The 14,695-nt window shown below is 63.1% G+C and carries 7 protein-coding genes; 5 read left to right on the top strand and 2 right to left on the bottom strand.

What is annotated here, in order from left to right; genetic code table 11:
- Window positions 1–953: 953 nt before the first annotated feature.
- From ACMFWR_RS01715 to ACMFWR_RS01695, 5 genes are all read left to right on the top strand, one after another.
- Complete coding sequence (locus tag ACMFWR_RS01715; protein ID WP_413193334.1) at window positions 954–1,967, top strand: patatin-like phospholipase family protein; 1,014 nt, start codon at window positions 954–956, stop codon at window positions 1,965–1,967.
- A 324-nt stretch (window positions 1,968–2,291) separates the two neighbouring features.
- Window positions 2,292–3,536, top strand: coding sequence for an efflux RND transporter periplasmic adaptor subunit (locus ACMFWR_RS01710; RefSeq protein ID WP_413193333.1), 1,245 nt, complete (start codon window positions 2,292–2,294; stop codon window positions 3,534–3,536).
- 18 nt (window positions 3,537–3,554) lie between these two features.
- Window positions 3,555–6,761 (top strand): efflux RND transporter permease subunit, encoded by a 3,207-nt coding sequence (locus ACMFWR_RS01705; protein WP_413193332.1) that lies wholly within the window; start codon window positions 3,555–3,557, stop codon window positions 6,759–6,761.
- Entirely contained in the window at window positions 6,758–10,087 is a 3,330-nt protein-coding gene (locus ACMFWR_RS01700) for an efflux RND transporter permease subunit (RefSeq protein WP_413193331.1), read from the top strand. Before ACMFWR_RS01705 ends, ACMFWR_RS01700 begins: the two co-directional genes overlap by 4 nt.
- Window positions 10,088–10,194: 107 nt before the next feature.
- Window positions 10,195–11,700: an efflux transporter outer membrane subunit gene (locus ACMFWR_RS01695; RefSeq protein WP_413194729.1), complete on the top strand. Its 1,506-nt coding sequence runs from the start codon at window positions 10,195–10,197 to the stop codon at window positions 11,698–11,700.
- A gap of 11 nt (window positions 11,701–11,711) precedes the next feature.
- Here the strand turns inward: ACMFWR_RS01695 and ACMFWR_RS01690 are convergent, their stop codons facing one another.
- Complete coding sequence (locus ACMFWR_RS01690; RefSeq protein ID WP_413193330.1) at window positions 11,712–13,559, bottom strand: glycosyltransferase family 39 protein; 1,848 nt, start codon at window positions 13,557–13,559, stop codon at window positions 11,712–11,714.
- Complete coding sequence (locus ACMFWR_RS01685) at window positions 13,556–14,515, bottom strand: glycosyltransferase family 2 protein (RefSeq protein ID WP_413193329.1); 960 nt, start codon at window positions 14,513–14,515, stop codon at window positions 13,556–13,558. Before ACMFWR_RS01685 ends, ACMFWR_RS01690 begins: the two co-directional genes overlap by 4 nt.
- Between the last annotated feature and the right edge of the window lie 180 nt (window positions 14,516–14,695).

The following is a 14,695-nucleotide window of genomic DNA, read 5'->3' as shown; positions in this document are numbered from 1 at the left end:
AGGCGCGCAAAAAACCGCTCGCCTTTCATCAGGCGATTCGAGTTTGTCGTACTAAAGGGAGCGCACCGCTTAAAGTCGCGCCGGAGTATCCGACCGACTGCCAATCCTGTTTGGTGGAATTCCACCGCCTTGCCGCGTGCTTGCACTTCCGCTACGGGACGAGTGCAAACGTTTCGCTTTTCGAAAGCAACCGCCCGCATTATCGGCAATTCCTGCTGGAGATGATTAGGGGTAAACCCTAGGTTCTCGAATTTTTATTCTAAAACGATGAACTTGTCAGCACTCTTGTTCTCATCCCAACATAAACAACATTGTCAGTATTTCTTATTCGTTTTGCCTAAGAAAGCGGCAAGTGTCACTTGTCATTTCACCTCAATATTACTTAAACCTTTCTAAATCCTTAAAATTATGCCAATCGATAGAAGATGCCGGGCGGCACAGAAATATTAAAAGTACATGAAACAACCGGACTAATACGAACGGATTATTGACTCATGAATAAATCTGCTCGTTCGGAATTGATTGCAAATTCAATAAAACGGAGCAATCAAAATACTTGTCTTTTAACTTAATAGGAATCCTTGGTATCGATGTATTGCGATTGTCTCGATTGATGCGATTGAATCGGTTCAAAACAACCGCGCAACGCCCGCCGCAGCAGGCTGGTATACCGTCGGTCCCCATCGTCCAGGGTGTGCCGTGCGCCTGCGCCATCCCGGTACGCGGTGCGATAATCCCCGCATGAACAGCCGCTACGCGATCGCGACAACGACGCCCAACGCCACGTCAACGGCACCCGCATTCCGGGATGCGCGCCTCGTGGGACTGCGCTTCACTTCGCTCCTGACTTGGCTCCTCAGTCAGCATCCCACTCAGCACCGTAGTCAGCACTGTGCTCGGCGCCTGACGAGGCGCTTCGCTCCGTCCGACCGGCACATTGCGAGGTGCGCGTCATGATCCGCCGCCATGCACCCCGCAGGCTCGGGCTCGTACTCGGTGGCGGCGCCGCACGCGGCTGGGCGCATATCGGTGCGATCCGCGCGCTCGAGGAAGCGGGCATCCATCCCGACATCGTCTGCGGGACATCGATCGGCGCGCTCGTCGGCGCGGTCTACGCCAACGGCGACCTCGACTGGCTCGAGCAATGGGTCTCGCGGCTCACATGGCAGTCAGTGCTGCGCCTGCTCGACATCAAGTTTTCCGGCGGTCTGCTCGGCGGCAAGAAGGTGCTCGACGTCTTCGCGCATCAGTTCAACGAGCGCACGATCCTCGATCTTCGGAAGCCCTTCGCTGCCGTAGCGACCGAACTCGATACGGGACGCGAGGTGTGGATGCAGAACGGCAGCATCGTCGACGCCGTGCGCGCCTCGATTGCGATTCCCGGCATCTTCCAGCCCGTCTATCACGACGGGGTCTGGCTGGTCGACGGCGGTCTCGCGAATCCGGTGCCCGTGTCCGTTGCGCGCGCGATGCGCGCGGATTGCGTGATCGCGATCGATCTCAACAACGACATCCTGAACGGTCGCGACTTCGGCGGTCCGACGCCCGAGTTGCCGCCGCGCGTTGCGAAGGAAGCATTGACCGCCGACGACAAGCCGCTCGAGTCACACTCCGACGCAGTCGTCCTGTCGGCCGATCCAGAAACACCGCCTGTCGCCTTGCGCAAGAACGGCAAGCCCTGGCCCAAGTGGCTCGCGCCGAACCCCGACTACGACGTGCATACGCCGCCGGCCCCGAGTGCGCGCATCCCGTCATTGATGAGTGCGATCGGCCAGAGCATCGACATCATGCAGGTGCGCATCACGCGCAGCCGTCTCGCCGGCGAGCCGGCCGACATCCTGATCCAGCCGCGTCTTGGCGGCATGCGGATCTTCGATTTCCATCATGCGGCGCCTGCCATCGAGGAAGGACGCGCGGCCGTCGAGCGCATGATGCCCGCAATCCGTTCGCGCCTCGGGATGGATTGAGGTCTCCCCAAGCTGACACGAATATGACCTCCCGGTCATATTCACCCTCTCTTCGCTGAGCCGTATTCACGGCATTTCCGCCGAAGCCCGCATCGTTACGGCTATCGCGCGTTCCTTTCGAATCGCCAACGGCAAAGACATCGAAACGATGCGTGTCAGGTGCCAGAAACTTCGTAATATTACGGAACGCGCGTTACGGTCCCTGCAATGTCAATGTCCGCGTAAACGCCGATACACTCGGCCATTCGTGAAACGTTTGTGACGCAGTACGCCAGGCGCGACCACGCTTTTCGTGTCGTTGCATTGGCCGTTCCGGAGAACCGAATGAGTCAAACGAGCGCGTCGGCGCCGCGGTCCCATCGCACCCGCAATCTCGTGCTGATCGTGATTGCCCTTGTCGTGATCGCCCTGATCGTCTTCCACCTCGTGCATCGCAAGCCGCCTGCGCGCACCCCGCAGGCGCAAGTCGTCACGGTGGCCGCCGTCGCATCGGGTTCGATGCCTGTCGTGCTCAAGGAGCTCGGCACCGTGACACCCGTCGCGACGGTCACGGTCTTGCCGCAGCTCAGCGGCTATCTGACCGAAGTCGGGTATCACGAAGGTCAGGACGTCACCAAGGGGCAGTTCCTCGCGCAGATCGACCCGCGCCAATATCAGATCAGCAAGCAGCAGGCGCAGGCACAACTGGCCAAGGACAAAGCAAGCCTCGCTCAGGCGCAGTCGGACCTCGCGCGCTATACCGACCTTGCGCAGCGCAAGTCGATCGCCGAACAGACGTATGAGGACCAGAAGTTCACGGTCCAGCAGGACCAGGCCGCGGTGCAGTCCGACGAGGCCAACATCGCGCAGTTCGATCTCGACCTCATTTACTGCCGCATCACGGCACCCGTCTCGGGACGCGTGGGCTTGCGCCTCGTCGATCCGGGCAACTATGTGACCGCGTCGAGCTCGACGGGCATTGTCGTGATCACGCAGATGAAGCCGACGACCGTTCAGTTCACCGTGCCGCAGAACTCTCTGTCGGACGTGCTCCAGCGTTTCGGCAGCGGCGCGAAGCTCGCGGTGTCGGCCTATACGGCCGACGGCGACAAGCTGATCGCCAACGGCACGCTCTACGCGATCAGCAACCAGATGGCCACGTCGACCGGCACAGTCACGCTGCGAGCGACTTTTGCCAACGACGACGAGGCGCTGTTCCCGAACGAATTCGTCAACATCCGGCTCACCGTCAACACGCTGACGAACGCGGTGCTCGTGCCGACCTCCGCTGTGCAGACAGGTGCACCGGGTGACTATGTCTATCTCGTCAACTCGAACGAAACGGTGTCGGTCCACAAGATCACGATCGGGCCGAGCGACGGCAAGAACACCGTGGTCACCGCCGGCCTCACAGCGGGCCAGCAAGTCGTGACCGACGGGGTCGACCGGCTCAGCGATGGCGCGAAGATCCGGCCCGCGAGCGCGCATGGAGCCGCGGGGGCTTCAGGTGCGGCTTCAGGTGCCGCCCCCGGCGCGGCGCCCGATGCGGCTTCCGGTACTGCGCCCGCATCGGCGGCCTCGGGTGCGTAAGCCGGACCGGACTGCGCAATGAATATCTCCCGCCTCTTTATTCTGCGGCCGGTCGCGACGCTGCTGCTGATGATCGCGCTCGTGCTCGTGGGCCTGGTCTCGGTGCGCTTTCTGCCGGTGTCGTCACTGCCCGACGTCGACTATCCGACCATCCAGGTCCAGACGTTCTATCCGGGCGCGAGCCCCGACGTCATGGCGACCACCGTCACGGCGCCACTCGAAGTGCAGCTCGGCGAAATCCCCGGCCTGCAGCAGATGATCTCGTACAGCTCGGAGGGCGCGTCGATCATCACGCTGCAATTCGATCTGTCGCTGAACCTCGATATCGCCGAGCAAAACGTGCAGCAGGCGATCAACGCGGCGAACAGCTTCCTGCCGACCGGCCTGCCCGCGCCGCCGACCTATGCGAAGGTCAACCCGGCAGACCAGCCGATCCTCACGCTCGCGATCACGTCGAAGTCGATGTCGCTCACGCAGCTGCAGGACATCGCGAACAACCGGCTCGGCACCAAGATCTCCGAAGTCGCCGGGGTGGGCCTGGTCACGAGTGCGGGCGGCAACGTGCCGGCCGTGCGCGTCGAGGCAGACCCGCACAAGCTCGCGGGCTATGGCCTCAACATCGACGACTTGCGCACGCTGCTCGCGAACGTCAACGTGAGCCAGCCGAAGGGCAATTTCGACGGGCCCGATCTCGACTACACGATCAACGCGAACGACCAGATCTCCGATCCGAACGACTACCTCGATACGGTGATCGCGTATCAGAACGGCGCACCGGTGTTTCTGCGCGACGTTGCCCGCGTGTCGCAGGCGCCGCAGGACATCGAGCGCGGCGCCTGGGTCAACCGCACGCCCGCGATCGTGCTCAATGTGCAGCGTCAGCCGGGGGCGAACGTCATCGCCACGGTCAACCAGATCAAGAAGCAACTGCCGCTGCTCGAAGCCACGCTGCCCGCCGGCATGCAGGTCAGCATCGTCACCGACAGCACGGGCGTGATCCGTGCCTCGGTCTTCGATGCGGCGACGGAACTGCTGCTCGCCATCGCGCTCGTCGTGATGGTCATCTTCGTGTTCCTGCGCAACCTGCCGGCGACGATCATCCCGAGCATCGCGGTGCCGGTGTCCCTGATCGGCACGCTCGCGATGATGTACGAGCTTCACTACTCGATCGACAACCTGTCGCTGATGGCCCTGATCATCGCGACCGGTTTCGTCGTCGACGACTCGATTGTGATGATCGAGAACATCGTGCGCTATCTCGAGGAAGGCATGACGCCGCTCGAGGCCGCGCTCGAGGGAGCGGGCCAGATCGGCTTCACGATTCTGTCGCTGACGATTTCGCTGATCGCGGTGCTGATCCCGCTGCTGTTCATGGGCGGCGTGATCGGCCGTCTGTTCAGCGAGTTTGCGGTGACACTTGCGGTGACCATCGTGATCTCCGCGGTTGTCTCGCTGACCGTCGTGCCGATGCTCTGCGCGCGGATCCTGCGCGCACAGGCCGAACGCAAGCCGAGCCGTTTCGAACGCATCAGCGAAGGACTGTTCGAACGCACGCTCGAAGCCTACGAAAAGGGCCTGCGCTGGGTGCTCGACCACCAGACGCTCACGCTGCTCGTCGCACTCGTGACGCTGGCGCTGACGATCCTGCTCTACGTCGTGATTCCGAAGGGGCTGTTCCCCGTGCAGGACGTCGGCGTGATTCAGGCGATCAGCGTGGCCGACACCTCCGTGTCGTACAACGCGATGGTCAACCGTCAATCGCAGCTGGCTGATGCGATCCTCAAGGACCCCGACGTCGTTTCGATCACGTCGTATGTCGGGATCGACGGTGTGAACCCGACGCTGAACAACGGGCGCTTCCTGATCAACCTGCGCGACCACGATGATCGCTCCGACACCGCGGCGGAAATCGGCCGGCGCATTCAGCAGCAGGCGGCCTCGGTACCGGGCGTCAAACTGTATCTGCAACCGGTACAGGATCTGACACTCGACACGACCATCTCGCCGAACCAGTATCGTCTCGTGCTGCGCGGGCCAAGCCAGGATGTCTTGCGTCAATATGTGCCGACGCTGGTTGCAAAGATGCGCGGCATCAGCTCGATCACCGACGTGCAGAGCGACCTCGACACCGACGGGCTCGGCGTCAACGTCGAAGTCAACCGGCAACTCGCCGCGCGCTACGGCATCACAGCGGCAACGATCGACAACGCACTCTATGACGCCCTGGGCCAGCGGATCGTATCGACGATCTTCCAGCAATCGGACCAGTACCGCGTGATCCTCGTCGCGAAGCCCGAGACGTTGCCCAATATCAATGCGCTTGGCGATATCTATCTGCCGAGCCAGACGAGCAGCACGGGCCAGGTGCCGTTGAGCCAGATCGCGACGATCCGTCTGACAAAGACACCGCTATCGATCAATCACCTCTCGCAGTTCCCGTCGGCGACGCTGTCGTTCAACCTCACAAGCGGCGCGTCGCTGAGCACCGCCGTCAGCGACGTGCGCAAGGCCGAAAGCGCGGCGAAATTGCCCGCATCGATCGAGTCGTCGTTCCAGGGCGCCGCATCCGCCTTCGAAGACGCGTTGTCGAGTGAAGTGTGGCTGCTGATCGCCGCGCTCGTGGCCGTGTATATCGTGCTCGGCGTGCTCTACGAGAGCTTTATCCACCCCGTCACGATTCTGTCGACGCTGCCTTCGGCAGGGATCGGCGCCTTGCTTGCCCTGATGATCGCGGGCAGCGACCTCGATGTGATCGGCATTATCGGCATCGTGCTGCTGATCGGGATCGTGAAGAAGAACGCGATCATGATCGTCGACTTTGCGCTCGATGCCGAACGCAACCACGGCAAGAAGCCGTTTGATGCGATCTTCGAAGCCTCGCTGCTGCGGTTCCGCCCGATCCTGATGACGACCTTTGCGGCCATGCTCGGCGCGCTGCCGATGCTCGTGGGCACCGGCACGGGCTCTGAATTGCGCCGTCCGCTGGGTCTGGCCATCATCGGCGGCCTCACGCTGAGCCAGTTGCTCACGCTGTTCACGACCCCCGTGATCTACCTGATGTTCGACCGCATCGCCGAGCGCGTGCGGCAGCGCCGTCAGTCACGCCGTGGCGACGCCGGCGGCAATCACGGAAATGACGGGAACGGCGGGAATGGAGGTAATGGCGGTACTGGCGGTGTAGTGCCCGGCACGCCGGGCCTGCCCGATGGCGAAGGTGGCGCATGAACCCGTGCGCGATCTTTATCCGGCGGCCCGTCGCAACGACGCTGTTTGCGATCGCGCTGCTGATTTCGGGGATGCTCGCGTATTTCCGTATGCCCGTCGCGCCGCTGCCGAACGTCGCGTATCCCGTCATCGTCGTGCAGGCGCAGCTCGCGGGCGCGAGCCCCGACACGATGGCAGCGACCGTCGCCGAGCCGCTCGAGCGGCGGCTCGCGACCATTGCCGACGTGTCGGAGCTCACCTCGCAGAGCTTTGTGGGCTCGACGATGATCGTCGTCGTATTCGGTCTTGATCGCGACATCAACGGCGCCGCGCGTGACGTGCAGGCCGCGATTCAGGCGGCGCGCGCGGATCTGCCGACGACCCTGCGCTCGAACCCGACGTATCGCCGATACAACCCGGCCGATGCGCCGGTGATGGTGCTGTCGCTGACGTCGGACACAATGACCAAGGCGCAGCTCTACGATTCCGCCGACTCGGTGATCCAGCAGCAGCTGTCACAGATCCAGGGTGTCGGCCAGATCACACTCGGCGGTGGGGCGCTGCCGTCCGTGCGCGTCGAACTCGATCCTGCCAAGCTCAATAGTTATGGCATCGGCCTCGAGGATGTGCGCGCGTCGCTTGCCGCGGCGAATGCCAACAGTCCGAAGGGGCACCTCGACCAGGGCGACAACCGCTACGAGATCCTGTCGAACGATCAGATCGGCAAGGCTGCGCCGTATCGAAGTCTGGTCGTCGCGTATCGCAACGGCGCGCCCGTCATGCTGCGCGACATCGCGAAGGTCATCGACTCGAACGAAAACATCCGCAACGCCGGGCTTGCGAATGGGCAATCGGCGGTGCTCGTCATCGTGTTCCCCGAGCCCGGCAGCAATATCGTCAACACCGTCGATCAGATCAAATCGCGGCTGCCGATGATCGAGGCCGCGCTGCCGAGCTCGATTCATATCGGCATCAACGTCGACCACTCGCAATCGATCCGGGCGTCGGTGTCAGATACCGAGCGCACGCTGTTCCTTGCCGTGCTGCTGGTGATCGGCGTGGTGTTCGCGTTCCTGCTGTCGCCACGTGCCACGTTGATCCCGGCTGTGGCGTTGCCGCTGGCGATTATTGGCACTTTCGGCCCGATGTGGCTGCTGGGTTACAGCATCGACAACCTGTCGATGATGGCGCTGACCATCGGCACCGGCTTCGTCGTCGACGATGCAGTCGTCGTGCTCGAGAACATCGTGCGCTATCTCGAGGCCGGGCTGTCGCCGAGGGAAGCGGCGTTCAAGGGCAGCGGCGAAGTCGGCTTCACCGTCGTGTCGATGAGCTTGTCGCTGATCGCGGTGTTTCTGCCGATCCTGCTGATGCCGGGCATCGTCGGCCTGCTGTTCCATGAGTTCGCCGTCACGCTGTCGATCGCGATCCTGCTGTCGATGGTGATTTCGCTGACCATCACGCCGACCATGTGCGCGTACGTGTTGAGCCGCGAACAGGCACAGCATTCGGAGTCGCGCATCGCACGCTGGATGACCAGACAACAGGAGCGCATGCACGACTTCTATTCGCGCACGCTCGACGCCGTGCTCGATCACTCGCTGCTCGTCGGCTTGCTGATGATCGGTCTGCTTGTCGCCAATGTGCTGTTGATCCGCTTGCTGCCCGGCACGTTCTTCCCCGAGCAGGACAACGGCACGCTGATCGGACAGATCATTGCCGACCAGAGCATTTCATTCACGGCGATGCAGAAGAAGCTCGCGCAGTTGCAGAGCATCGTCCGCCGCGATCCGGCCGTCGCTGCCGTGGCCGGCTTTACCGGTGGCCGTGCATTGAATACGGCCAATGTGTTCGTTGCCCTCAAGCCGCTGAATGAGCGTCATGCGTCATCGTCCGACGTCGTCGCGCGCCTGCGGCCCAAGCTGGCCGCCGTCGCGGGCGCACAGTTGTTTCTGCAGGCTCAGCAGGACTTGCGGATCGGCGGACGCCAGTCGGCCGCCGAGTATCAGTACACACTGACCTGCGACGACCCGCAGACGCTGTATCTATGGGTGCCGCGCCTCGTCGCCGAACTCGGCAAGCATCGCGATGCGCTCGTCGACGTCAACTCCGATCTGCAGCAGCACGGCCTGCAGACGATGGTCACGTTCAACCGGCAGACCGCCAAGCGTTTCGGCTTCGACCCAAACCAGCTCGACAGCGTGCTGTACGACGCATTCGGGCAGCGCACGGTGTCGACGATCTATAACCCGCTGAACCAGTACTTCGTCGTGATGGAAGTGTCGCCCGAGCATTGGCAGTACCCGCAATCGCTCAACGAGATTTTCGCGAGCACGGCGGCAGGCAATGCAACGGGCACGGCCCAGACGCAGTACACCGGCGGGACCGTGCCGACGGCGACGCGCACACTGGCCACCGGCGCGACGGTCGGCGTGAAGACCACCAGCACGACTTCGGGCAATGCGCTGAATTCGAACGCACAGGCGAACGCGACCACCAACAGCATTGCCAATAGCAAGGGGGGCAGCTCGACCGGCAGCGCAGACAGTACCGCGGCGGAAACCATGGTGCCGTTCCCGATGCTCGCGACTTTTTCGAACAGTCACACGGCCACGCAGGTGAATCACCAGAGCGGACTGGTCGCCGCAACGATCTCGTTCAACCTGCCGGGCAACGGATCGCTGAGCAACGCAGGGGCAGCGATCAATGAGGCCGGCCAGGCGATCGGCATGCCTGCATCGGTGCACGGCGCGTTTGCGGGCGCCGCGCAGGCCTTCGCAAGTTCGATGACGGCGGTGCCCTTGCTGATCCTCGCCGCGCTCGTGGTCGTCTATATCGTGCTTGGCGTGCTGTACGAGAACACGATCCACCCAATCACGATTCTGTCGACGCTGCCTTCGGCCGGTATCGGCGCGACGCTCGCCTTGCTCGTGTTCGGCGTGCCCTTCTCGGTGATTTCGATGATCGGCTTCATTCTGCTGATCGGGATCGTCAAGAAGAACGGGATCATGATGGTCGACGTCGCGATCCAGCTGCAGCGCGACGACAAGCTCGACGCGCGCACCGCGATTCACGAGGCCGCGATCAAGCGTCTGCGGCCGATCATGATGACGACCGCGGCTGCCGTGCTCGGCGCACTCCCGCTCGCGGTCGGCATCGGTCAGGGCGCGTCGCTGCGTCAACCGCTCGGCGTGACCGTCATGGGCGGTTTGTTGATCAGCCAGGTGTTCACGCTGTACACGACACCGGTGATCTATCTGTATCTCGATCGTTTGCGGGCGCGTCTCGCACGATGGTCGTCGCGCCGGGCGTGGAGCCGGGATGCGTCGACAAGGACGGAATCATGAAGACGATGCGTGGGTTGATGGAAGACGGGCGTCGGCATGCCGATGCGTTGGGCGCAGTGGAATGCCCGGCCGAGACTGCTTCGATGGGCGTGTTGCCATCCAGGTCGATGCCGGGCAACGCGGCTGGCCGCCGACCGATTCGCGAAGGGTACGCGCTGAGCGCAATCGGCGTGGCCGCCGTGCTGTGCATCGCCGGCTGCACGGTCGGCCCTGACTATCAGCGCCCCACCGTGTCGGTGCCCGCGACGTACAAGGAACTGCCGGGCTGGACCGCGGCGGCGCCGAATGCCGACGGCCCCAAGGGTGACTGGTGGACCGCGTTCAACGATCCGTTGATCAATGAGCTCGAGCCGCAGGTCAGCGTGTCGAACCAGACCGTCCGCGCGGACTACTACAACTATCAGCAGGCCGTCGCACTGATCCGCGAAGCGCGATCGGGGTTGTTCCCGACCATCGGCGTCACCGGTTCCGCGACGCGCGATCGCTCGCGCAGCTCACTGAGCAACCGGACGTCGATCGTGAACTCCGGCTCGCTCGAGGGCGATATCAGCTGGGCGCCCGACTTCTGGGGACAGGTGCGCCGAACAGTCGAAGAGCGCAAGGCCGAAGCGCAGTCGACCCAGGCGGTGTACGCCAATGCAACGCTGTCCGAGCAGGTTGCGCTTGCGACGGCCGTCATCGATATCCGCATCACCGACGCCAACGTCGATCTGCTCAATCGCACCGTCAAGGCGTGGCAGGACTATCTGCGCGTGATCGCCGACCAGGACCGCGCGGGGACGATCCCGCCGTCCGATCTGATTACCGCGCGCACCCAGCTCGAAAGCGCGCAGGCGAACCTGATTGCGCTCGGCGTGACACGTGCCAAGTACGAACATGCGATCGCCGTGCTCGTCGGGCGCAATCCGGAAACCCTCGACGTGCCGGCGAATGCGACATTGCCTGCGCTACCCGATGTCCCGCCTGCCGTCCCGTCGACACTGCTGCAACGTCGACCCGATATCGCGGCGGCCGAGCGCACGATGGCTGCCCAGAACGCAGCCATCGGCGTCGCCATCTCAGCCTACTACCCGACCATCACGCTCGATGGTGCGATCGGCTTTACGCAGTCGCCGTTGTCGGGGCTGCTGCGGGTCGGAAACTACGTCTGGTCGCTCGGCGCGAGTGCAACGGAAACCGTGTTCGACGGCGGACTGCGCAGTGGTGAGGTCGATGCGGCCAAAGCGGCATATGACTCGGCGGTTGCGAGCTACCGCGGTACCGTGCTCGGCGCATTCCAGAACGTCGAGGACGATCTGGCGAGCCTGCGCATTCTTGCCGATCAGGCGAACGCGGTCGACCAGGCGGTGCAGGACGCCGCGCATGGCACCGAAATCGCGTTCAACGAATATCAGGCCGGCACCGTCGACTACACGACCGTGTCGACTGCGCAGACAACCGAACTCAGCCTGCGCCAGACCGCGCTTAGCGTGCAACAGGAGCGGCTGATCGCCGCGGCATCACTGTTCGGCGATCTCGGTGGAGGGTGGTCGGCGGATCAGCTGGATAGCCCGGCGCCTGATGCGGCAGCGGGAATATCCGCGACCGGCGAAAAGACCGCCTCGTCCAAATAGAGCGTGTCCCGTCACGACCGCGGTGCCATCAAAAACAGCACGTAGTCATGTGCCGGCTGTTCGATGGTCCATGCGCGCTTTCGGATGGCCAGGGGAATCGGTTCCTTACCCGTGATGGAAGCGCTCGCAGACAGGCATGGCTCGTCGCCGGCCCGGCAGACAAACACTGCGCCATGCTTCACGAGATCGGTTGGCGTCAGCCACGGCGTCGTGGAAGGCTTGTCCAGATGCCAGAATCGCGACCGCCCGTTGCCATAGAAGACGATCGACTGTGCCTCGTGCACGGATCCGGAGACGATCGGAATATCGCCTCCGACACGCTGACGCCATAGGTCATGCGCCGCTTGCGCAAGCTCCTGTCGCGGCTCCGCTGCGTCGTCTGTGTGCCGAATCGCGCCGATCAGGCCGATCGATGCGCAGACGGCCAGGACAATCGCCCAATACCCGGCGATCAGGATCGCTGAGCGCCTGGGCGCTACGTCGAAGCCTTCGCCTCGAAGCGCATAAACCCACAACGATGTGATCGCAAACCACTGGGCCATGCCCCAGACGGAGGCCATCTGCGTTCGCGCCGCGATCGCAATAAAGGCAACAACACACATCGGCGCGAAACTCAGCCACCAGAGACCCGGGTTGCGCGAAGGCTTGCCACACGCCGCCAGCATCGACTTCAGCGCTTCGCCCTTGCTCGCGCATACGGACAAGGCGATGAAACCGAGGCTCAGTACGAGATATTCGATCTGCGCGGCCGTATAGACGCCGAGTCTCGCGACGGCCTCGCGCACAGTCCCGCCTGTTCGCTCTCCCGCGTAGCCGAAGGTCATGAAGTCATGATGGACGAGCCAGGCGACGTGCGGCATCAGCACGGCCGCACACGCGGCTAACGCGGCCGCGCTACGCCAGGTGAAGAACCGCTCGCGCCACGCGGGTCGCGCGAGCATGGCCAGACACAGCCCCAGCAACAGGACGATCGAAAAGTATTTCCCCAGCATCGCTGCGCCGGCGGTGACGCCCAAGGCCAACGCAGCGCGCCATGACCCGGTCTGCGCAAAACGGACAAAGCAATAGGCCGTCCATGGCCATACCGACAGCAATACGGCGTTCGCATTGAATTTGATCGCGAGATTCGAATACAGCGGCGAAACCGCCATGGCCAATGCGGCCATCACCGCGAATCGTCTCGACAAGAAACAACTGCCGATCGCCACGATGCCCGACAGGCCGATTGCGATGTTGGTCGCCGACAGCGCGAAATACGCGATATCCGTGCGCGGAAATACGCTGAACCACGCCGCGACAATCCAGGCAAAAAGGGGCGGGTGCTTGGCATATCCGGCCTGCCATTCAATGCCCCAGGCGTAGTTCTCGATCATGTCGCCCTGAAGATCGAGATTGCCGCGCGAAAGCCACGCGGCGATCGTCCAGACGATCGCATGGACAGCAATGAGTCCGATCCATTCGAACCGGTCCTCCCGTTCCGAACCGAACGCCCAGACGGCGCTCGCGATATAGGTCAACGGCATCACGCAGGCCGTGGCAGCACACTGCGCGGCGAACCACGGCATGTTCATGCGCTCGACGAGCAGCGCCATCAACGCTCCGTTTAGCACGACGCCCAGCAAGGCGACGCTGAAGAATCGCGGTGCGGTCAGCCAGTGCACAATCCGTGTTCGAAATACGTAGCGGCAATTGAGGCCGTAGTTGACGATCGCCCCTGCCGTGGTGCCCAGGCATGCGGCGGGGACAATGCCGAAGAGCCCCGCTTCGACCAGCACGGCGACCACGACGTATTGAATCGCTGTCCCCGATGCGCCGACGCCGGCGTAGCCGACGAATCGTTGAATATCGGCGCGCGTCATGCCGATCGCGCTCCGTAGACTTTGCGCACGATATAGATCGGCCGGCGCTTTGCCTCGGTATAGATGCGGCCGACATATTCGCCGATCACACCGATACCCACGAGCTGCAAGCCACCGAGAAACAGCACGGCGGTGATGATCGACGCGTATCCCGGCACGTCGACGCCCTGGATCAGCGTGCGCAGCAGGAAATATCCCGACAGAACCAGAGCGCTGCATGCGGCGATGCCGCCGGCATAGGTCCAGACGCGCAAGGGCAACGTGCCGAAGCTCGTCAGCCCTTCGAGCGCGAAGTTCCAGAGCCGCCAGCACGAGAACTTCGATCGACCTCCGACACGCGCGCAACGCACGTATTCGACGTACGTCGTTCGAAAGCCGACCCATGCAAAGAGCCCTTTCATGAAACGCCGGTTCTCGGGCAACTCCCTGAGCGCATCGACAACCTGTCGTGACATCAGGCGAAAGTCGCCCGCGTTGTCAGGAATCGGGGTATCGGAAATCGCGTTGTAGCAACGATAGAACAGCGTCGCTGTACAGCGCTTGAGCCATGTGTCGGCGTCGCGTCTCGCCCGGATGGCCAGCACGACGTCGAAGCCCTCGAGCCAGCGTTGCACGAGACAGGGGATGACGTCGGGCGGATCCTGAAGGTCGGCGTCGAACGGTATGACGGCATCGCCGCGCGCTTCGTCGATTCCCGCGGTCAGCGCGGCTTCCTTGCCGAAATTGCGCGACAGATCGACGACGCGGACATGCCGGTCGGCGACGGACCACGCGACGAGCTTGTCGAGCGTGTCGTCGGTGCTGCCGTCGTTCACGCAGACGATCTCGTAGTCGAGCGCATGCAGACCCCGAAGGATCGGTGTGATGGCGCCGAAAAACGCGTCAACGTTGTCGGTTTCGTTGTGAAGAGGAACGACCAGTGAGACAAGCCGCCGCCGTCCAGGCGTGGGCGCCACATCCCAATCGCGCTCGCGGAGGGGTTTGTCACGGGGCTCGCGGCGGGGGCCGCGGCGCGGGTCGTGGCTTAGGTCGTGGCTTAGGTCGTGACTTAGGTCGTGGCGTTGCTTGCCTACCGCGTCCTGGCGCTGCTCGCCCCCTGGCTCGCGGCGCATTGCCTGGCGCGGCTTGCCGTAGAG

Source organism: Pararobbsia alpina (assembly GCF_965118125.1).
Lineage (GTDB): Bacteria > Pseudomonadota > Gammaproteobacteria > Burkholderiales > Burkholderiaceae > Pararobbsia > Pararobbsia alpina_A.
This window is presented reverse-complemented; position numbering and strand designations above follow the sequence as displayed.